Annotated in this window: 6 protein-coding genes; 1 reads left to right on the top strand and 5 read right to left on the bottom strand. The window is 63.9% G+C overall.

What is annotated here, in order from left to right; genetic code table 11:
* Positions 1-181 (top strand): hypothetical protein (locus ACYVLQ_RS00835; protein WP_460695391.1); only part of this gene is annotated, 181 nt, incomplete at its 5' end.
* Between the two features lie 929 nt (positions 182-1,110).
* On the opposite strand, the gene ACYVLQ_RS00830 is transcribed toward ACYVLQ_RS00835, so the two are convergent.
* The 5 genes from ACYVLQ_RS00830 to uppS all read right to left on the bottom strand — a co-directional run bounded on the left by ACYVLQ_RS00830 (position 1,111) and on the right by uppS (position 6,546).
* Positions 1,111-1,392, bottom strand: coding sequence for a hypothetical protein (locus ACYVLQ_RS00830; protein WP_460695390.1), 282 nt, complete (start codon positions 1,390-1,392; stop codon positions 1,111-1,113).
* A gap of 932 nt (positions 1,393-2,324) precedes the next feature.
* Positions 2,325-3,422, bottom strand: a complete 1,098-nt coding sequence (locus tag ACYVLQ_RS00825) for a terpene synthase family protein (protein ID WP_460695389.1) — start codon at positions 3,420-3,422, stop codon at positions 2,325-2,327.
* A 33-nt stretch (positions 3,423-3,455) separates the two neighbouring features.
* Positions 3,456-3,971 (bottom strand): hypothetical protein, encoded by a 516-nt coding sequence (locus tag ACYVLQ_RS00820; RefSeq protein WP_460695388.1) that lies wholly within the window; start codon positions 3,969-3,971, stop codon positions 3,456-3,458.
* A gap of 886 nt (positions 3,972-4,857) precedes the next feature.
* On the bottom strand, positions 4,858-5,826 hold the full coding sequence (locus ACYVLQ_RS00815) for a terpene synthase family protein (protein WP_460695387.1): 969 nt from the start codon (positions 5,824-5,826) through the stop codon (positions 4,858-4,860).
* A gap of 15 nt (positions 5,827-5,841) precedes the next feature.
* Positions 5,842-6,546, bottom strand: a complete 705-nt coding sequence (uppS, locus tag ACYVLQ_RS00810) for a polyprenyl diphosphate synthase (RefSeq protein ID WP_460695386.1) — start codon at positions 6,544-6,546, stop codon at positions 5,842-5,844.
* Positions 6,547-6,873: the final 327 nt, after the last annotated feature.

The following is a 6,873-nucleotide window of genomic DNA, read 5'->3' as shown; positions in this document are numbered from 1 at the left end:
GGTGGTCCCATGCTCATGGCAAAAACGGCTCCGAAGTGGTCCCTTCCTCCTGGCAGCCGACATCTACAACGAACCGATTCTTCCCGGCGAAAACGGCCATGCGACAGCAGAACTGCTGGTCCCGGATTTGCAGTGGGCAATCGGGGGAAACAGCGTCGTCACGGTTGGCTTGCCGGGCTGACAGGCTTTCGAACATCCTGCGGTTCAGGCGACAGCGGCGGGCAGGATCGAACGCACTCTTCTAGCCGCTGAGTGTGTGGCCCGGCGGTGGGGTTGAGATCCGCTACAGCTCAGCATCCGCAAGCACCGGGGACCATGCGGGTTCCGCGGTTCGCCGCGGTTGAGAGGACGAAGTCGGAGCGGTTCACTGACGAAGGGACTCTCGGTGACGAACGGGCGAATTTGTAACCCCCATTCCTATCGGGAGTCCCTCCAATTTCGGTGTGACGCGCGGGGTCTGGGAATGCTCGAGCTAGATTTCCGCGTCGTTCGATCTCAGGAGTTGCCCACGGCCACGGCTCCGTACTGTCGCCCAGGACCAGGGTGTCGTAGATGGTCTGGGAGAGGCTATGGGCACTCGGTGTACCTGGTTGGGGCTGCTTGCGCAGGCTCCAAATCGACATGCCGCCGGCGCCTCGGGCCTTGACCTCATTGGCCAGATCAACGGCCTCATCCACCGTCACTGCGTGGCTGATCGGTGTTCCGGGGCCGGCTATGCCTCGGGCGGGACGCGGATGCCCAGCAGGATGGGAGATGTCTGCATGGATCGACTACCGCGGGCCTAACGCGAGGTTGACCTGATCGCCCATTACGACAACGCGATTCGCCAACGCGCCGCACGCGGGTTGCCGCCACAACGCGTGCTGCGTCGCGCCGAGTATCTCGACCCGCTCGGCGGGACGGCATCACGGACCTGCTCGAGATCGGTTGCAGCCCAGGGCCCGCGACGGCATCGCGTTCGCGGACGCGGGTCTCGTCTACACCAGCGTCGACCTCGCCCCGCAGAGCGCCGCCGCCCGGCATTGGGATTGCCTCACGCCTTCGTAGTCCATACGGAAAGCCCGCCCTCGCTGAACTGCGTTGGCGGGCCTTCTTGTATTCAGGCGCGTGTCAATGCGCGCAGAGCCATTCGGTGCCGTAGTGGGCGGCGTTGCCGCCGTCGAGGTGCACCCAGTGACCGTCGCCTTCGCAGGGCGTGCCTTCGATCGGTGGCGGCCCCGGCGGCGGGGTGGCGATGACGCCGGGCAGGCCCCGGAACCAGCCGTCTGGCACCCAGATCGAAATACCCGGGGCAGGTTGCCACACATCGGCGTTCGCGGTTGCTGTCATCAGCATGGGTGTCGCCAGTGTGGCGCTCACCGCTGCGATCAGTATCGCTGCACGCTGCTTCATTTGATCCTCCTTGGGGAACGATCGGAAGTGCTGGCGTGCGGAGTCAGGCGTATGGACCTTGCCCGATCGAGGACAGCAACCAGTCGACGACTACGTTTTGCGGTGCACCCATCATGAATTGGGCAATAGCGTTGCTGATCCCATGAAAGAACTGCATAGATGACCTTTCGCTCCGAGCGGCGGTTCCTCGGGACTCCCCTTTCGAGAGTGTGATCGGCGATCACACCTAGATCTTCGACGATACGCCAGCGAGACGTTAGCAAATGATTCGCAAATGCAACCTGTGATCTGCGTCGCTGCGCCGATGTCGCGCGACCGGGCGTGCGACGGCGCTAGTGACAAGTCCGCCTGACGAACGCCGCCGTGACGCTACATGGGTCCGACACGCGCACGCGACCGATGTTGCCCAAGCCCAGCCGTAGGCCATCGCTATTGTTCGGCTATGGCAGGCCCAGATGGGCTTGGCCTGCGATGAGCCCTCCTGTGGAGTTCGAGAAGTCGTCGGGGTTCGTCGGGCGGCGTTGCGTAGGCTGACGGACCGGCGAAAAGGAACGTCGATGCGATACCGGCTGCTGTGTCGGCCAATGACCGGCTGTTCAGCTTTCGAATGGCAATCGTCATGGCAGTGCCCCAGCACAAGGCGGCTTGCTGGTGCGAGAAGTCGGTGCATACGCCGGTTCAACTCGGACTCTGCCCACCCACCGGGTCGAAAATCGCCCGTTTGGGCTGGTGACAATGACCAGGACCGGGTCAGTCGACCTGGGCAAGACCGGCTCGAAGCCCCTCGTGCTGATTGACCGGCTAACACCTGTTCGTATTCGCGTTCCGCATCCTCGACTTCACCGGTCTCATGCAGAATGAGACCGAGATCGTCACCCAGTCGATGAATCTATTTGCCACTTCTACCGCGACACGGTGTATCCGGAAACCGGTCAGAAGTTGGCCGAATCGGCTTTGCTGAGCACGATCTGCCCGCCAGCATAGATGCCCTGGGATCCGCGTCCCTGGTAGTGCGGGCTGGTGAGCATGTAGTAAAGGTTGCCCGCCATCATGTACTCGTATCCGCGCAGCGCGGCACGCAACGATGCAGAATTGTCGGCCGCCAGCCAGGATTCGCGGAGCCGGATATAGTCGTGCTCGACCGCCCGAACGCGGTCCACGACATCGTCGAGCGCCCGCTGCCAGGACATACCGGTGTGGAGGACGTTGTAGACGACCAGGTTCGGAGTGGCCGCGAGGTCGTCGAAATCCAGGGCGACTTCTTTGCGGAGGGAGTACAGGTCGTTGACCAAGGTCATGTGTGTGGTGGCGAGCCGGTCGGCACGGTGATAACGGGGGTCGGTGTAGAGGTCGGTCGACAGCCGAGCGCGGTTGAGGTGGGGAATGCCCAGGGTATAGAGGGGCGTGCTGTAGTTGTCGATACGGAAGTCGAGGAAATCCTGCAGCGACAGCGACATCAACGGGCTGTCGGTGGGTGCATTGTCCCACGCGGCGTGAGTGACCTGAGAGGTGAGCTGACGCTCGATAGCGGCGAGGATCCCCTGCCGGAAATGAGAGGCCGCCGGCGCGACCATACCGGCGACCGCGGTCATCAGGGTTTCCGGCAGCGCAGTATGGGTGGTTCCGGCTCGGGGAGTCGCAACAGCGGGGTCGTGGAATCCGCTGATCGCGTGCCCGAGATCGATCCACAGATCACGGACGAATGCGGGGTCGGCAACCTTTTTCTTGCCGAGTTCAGCCAGCACGGTGAGCGGTACCGTGAATTCGAGCCAGGGTTGCAGATCCTGTTTCTCGGCAATCGGATAGACCGCGCATATCCATTCATAGAATCGACATCCGTGAGTATAAGATCGGCGACTGCCGCTTACCGGTACACCGATCAGATCGAATGCCTCGTCGACAAGCCGGGCGTTGTCGGTCAACCCGAACCCCGGGTTCATGCCACGGTCGAACGTGCACTGCAGGGCCGGCAGTTCGAGCGTTATGGATTCGGTGCCGTCGGCGGTGTCGATTGTTCGATGGGACACCATCGATCCTTCCCTTTGCCTCTGCCGACCGTGCCTTCAGACTCGGCCGACGACTTCGGAAACTGAATGCCGTTGCGCGCATAGCGGCCATGCCCGTAGCGCATAGTCCGATGCGGGACCCGAGCCGCCTCGGCGACACGACCGCCACGGGGGGTGCCACGACCCGGTGACCTTGTGGGCCAGCGAAGGAGTTCGGGCAAGAAGAGCTCGGTCACGGGCTTCACGGATACTCCCCCATTCGTCGACATGCCGCGGGTTCCGGTCACCATGTGAGAAGCCTGATCCGATGGCCATTCCGCCGCCGAATCCGGCGAGGGCGTCGAGAACCGTTGTGACAATGCCATTTTCGCACAGGGTGGAGACGCGGGCGCCGCGGCGCACCGACGGCCACAAGGGGGTCTCGTAGGTGGCCAGCGGGACATCGAGTTCGGCGGTGATCGTGTTGCCCGTGATACGGACAGGTCCCAGCCAGGCCAGCGGCACCGCGGCGTGGTCGCCGGTGGCGGGGTTGTGCTCGGTGATGGTCGGCTGAATAGTCACTTGGGTTGTCATGTCCGACAACCGCAGCCGTTGTCCAGGCGGATTCTCTGCGGAGTGCTGTCCACAAGATCAAAAGTAGGACAACGATGCACCGTATAGGGCACGACGAGATCACGACGCGATTTGCATCCGACCGCCATGGACATCGGAGCATGACGGCCATGTCATTTCCGAATACCACGTGCCAAGTCCTGGCCGGTCGCTGATCGAGTCCGCGCTGCGGGCGGAACTGTGCACGGTCCGGGTGCCCGGACCGGTTCGCGCCGCCGGCCGACGCTATGCGTCGGTGTTGCGATTTCGGGAGAGTGCAGGGCAATCTGCACCAGCCCAAATGTGCTCACCGTGTCATCCTGTTGCGGTCGGCAGTCCGATGCGGCAGATGTGGGCCGTCCGCCTGTGCGGGTCACCGGTTCCGATGGGCGAGCAGGTGTGCGAGCGTGGTCAGCTCGCTGCTGCGCAGGTGTGGCGGTAGTGCGGCAGCTCGCGTGCGCGAACCAGAAGCTCCTGTGATGAATCCGCACTGGTCGGCGCGGCGGTCGTAGTCGTCGACATGGGTAGTCACCTCTGGCGCAGAGAACTGGGAAAGGCGGTCACCTTGTCCGCTTTCCACGATCGACCACCGTGATCGCCGTGAGAAGGCACCTGCACGCATGCCAACCATGCGCATCACGCATTGCGCGCGGATGTGATCGCCGGTTGGCGAGGCCGGGTTAGGTAGGCCTTGTGGTTCCAGATGGGAAGTCTGTGCGGGCGTCGCGGTAGGCGTACCAGAAGGCGAGGTGGGAGGCGATGCGGGACAGGGCAGATGGACCTGCGTGGTCGCGGTAGCGGCGATAAGGGAGCATCTGCATCGTGAAATCTCCGTGTCGTGGTCGCGGTCACCGCGGAATATGAGCCGCTATGGCTCATGGCACGGTGGGTCCGTACTTGTGGGTGGCCAGGTGCCAGTCGATGTTGCCGCGCATCCAGACACGCAGACCGGTCGTGAGGGTCTCGAGGGTGTGCATCTGTGCGGTGGGCAGGCCCTTGTGCCACCAGGTCGACAAATAGTCCGCTTCGACGTCGAGGTACTGCTCGACGGTGTTGGCGAGGAGCCGTTTGGCGCGCGTGACGGCCTGTCGAAGGAGAGGAGCTCGTGATGGGACAGGAGGGTGAGCAGGTTGTAGTCGGCATCGCCGGTCTCGGTTTCCTTCTCCACCGAGAAGGTGTCGTTGACGATGAGTACGACCCTCGTGGCGAGCATGTGCAAGGCGTCGAACCGCGTGTCCTCGGCGGCTTCTGCGGGAAGTTCGGCGCGGTTGAAACGTTCGATGAGGTCGTAGCAGGGGTCCATGACGATGTTCCAGCGCCGCTGGTCGAGGTACTCGGCGAGCTCGGGAATGCGGCCGCTGTCGCGGGTGGTGTTTTCCCAGGCATAGCCGTCCAGGTACTTCTGCCAGTGGCGGCGGTGGCGGTCGATCCAGTACGCAGACATGCCGTCGGTCAGGACCGCCCAGACCTGTGTGAAGGAGCGGGCGAACACGTCGTCGGGGTAAGCGAGTTCGCCACCACCGCGCATGACCTCGGCGATGGTGGCGGTGCGAGCTCGGGTCTGCTGCAGGTTCAGTCCCTGGGCGGCGTCGAAGCAGTCGTCGAACAAGCCCCACCATCCGTACAGGTCGCACGCCGTCTTCAGATCGGTGTCGCTGGCCCACGGGTAGGTCCGCGCGGCGTACTCGGTCAGCTTCCACCCCTCGTACTGCGGGACCGCTCGCTCGGGCAGCAGCTCGTTGTCGGTGAGCCAGCGCAGGTGGTGTGGATGTACCGCGGCGGCATTCGGGTGGATGTGAGCGGCGAACGGGACGCAGAAGTCATCGACGACAGGCATGGGGATTCTCCTCGATCAGCGGCCGTAGCGGCGGTGGCGTGTGGTGTAGGAGCGCAGGGCGTCGTGGAAGTGGCTGCGGGTGAACGCTGGCCAGGGGATCGGACAGAAGTAGAACTCCGCGTGCGCGGCCTGCCAGGGCATGAACCCGGACAGGCGTTGCTCCCCGGAGGTTCGGATGATCAGGTCCGGGTCATCCTGCCCCCGGGTGTAGAGGTGCTCGCTGAGGCGCCGGTCCCATCCGTCTTCCGGCACCCCCGACTGCGGCGGGTTCGCCATCAGCTCCGACAGCACGGCGCGCACGGCATCGATGATCTCGCGGCGCCCGTCGTAGGCCACGGCCATGTTCACCGTCATCCGCGCCTCGAGATATCGGGTGGCGGAGTCGGCGTGATGCAGGCTCTCTCGCAGGAACTGCGGTAGCAGCTCGATGCGACCGAGATGCCGGACGTGCCACCGCTGCCGGGCGGCCAGTGTGTCGACAACCTCGGCGATCAAGGGCAGCAGCCCGTCGACCTCTTCAGCAGGACGGTGCAGATTGTCGGCCGACAGCACCCACAACGTCAGCGTCTGGACCCCGGCCTGCTCGCTCCACCCCACCGTCTCGAACAGTCGCTCGGCGCCCTCGCGGTGCCCGTCCACCGGATCCAATCCACGTGCCGCCGCCCAGCGGCGGTTGCCGTCGAGAATCATCGCCAGATGACGCGGACCTTCCCCGCCCACTTCTTCTCGTCGTCGATGTGTCGCGGTGACATCCGACGCGGTGACATCCCGCGCGGTCGAGGCCGCAACGGTCCCGCCCCATAACCCACCCCATTTCACTGCAGTGACTCATCACCCAACCGGGGCTGGCGGCGAGGGGGATCCTGAATCTGGATCGCTATTCATGTTCACCAGTCGGAGCTGCACACGGAATGCACTGTGACGCATGGTCTCTATACGGTGCGCGCATACGTGGCCGCTGGCCGGCTCCTACATCTCGCGTATGCGCCGCATCCGATTGCGTGATACCCAGGGCTTCGGTTAGAACAAGATCTCGATGTGGGTGAA

This window comes from Nocardia thraciensis (assembly GCF_054782435.1).
The sequence above is the reverse complement of the archived record's forward strand: the minus strand, read 5'-3'. Positions and strand labels throughout refer to the sequence as shown.

What these genes read in the sequence shown, in the direction of transcription:
- ACYVLQ_RS00830 (WP_460695390.1), bottom strand. Translation starts at nt 1,392, where the DNA reads ATGAAGCAGCGTGCAGCGATACTGATCGCAGCGGTGAGCGCCACACTG.
- ACYVLQ_RS00825 (WP_460695389.1), bottom strand. Translation starts at nt 3,422, where the DNA reads ATGGTGTCCCATCGAACAATCGACACCGCCGACGGCACCGAATCCATA.
- ACYVLQ_RS00820 (WP_460695388.1), bottom strand. Translation starts at nt 3,971, where the DNA reads ATGACAACCCAAGTGACTATTCAGCCGACCATCACCGAGCACAACCCC.
- ACYVLQ_RS00815 (WP_460695387.1), bottom strand. Translation starts at nt 5,826, where the DNA reads ATGCCTGTCGTCGATGACTTCTGCGTCCCGTTCGCCGCTCACATCCAC.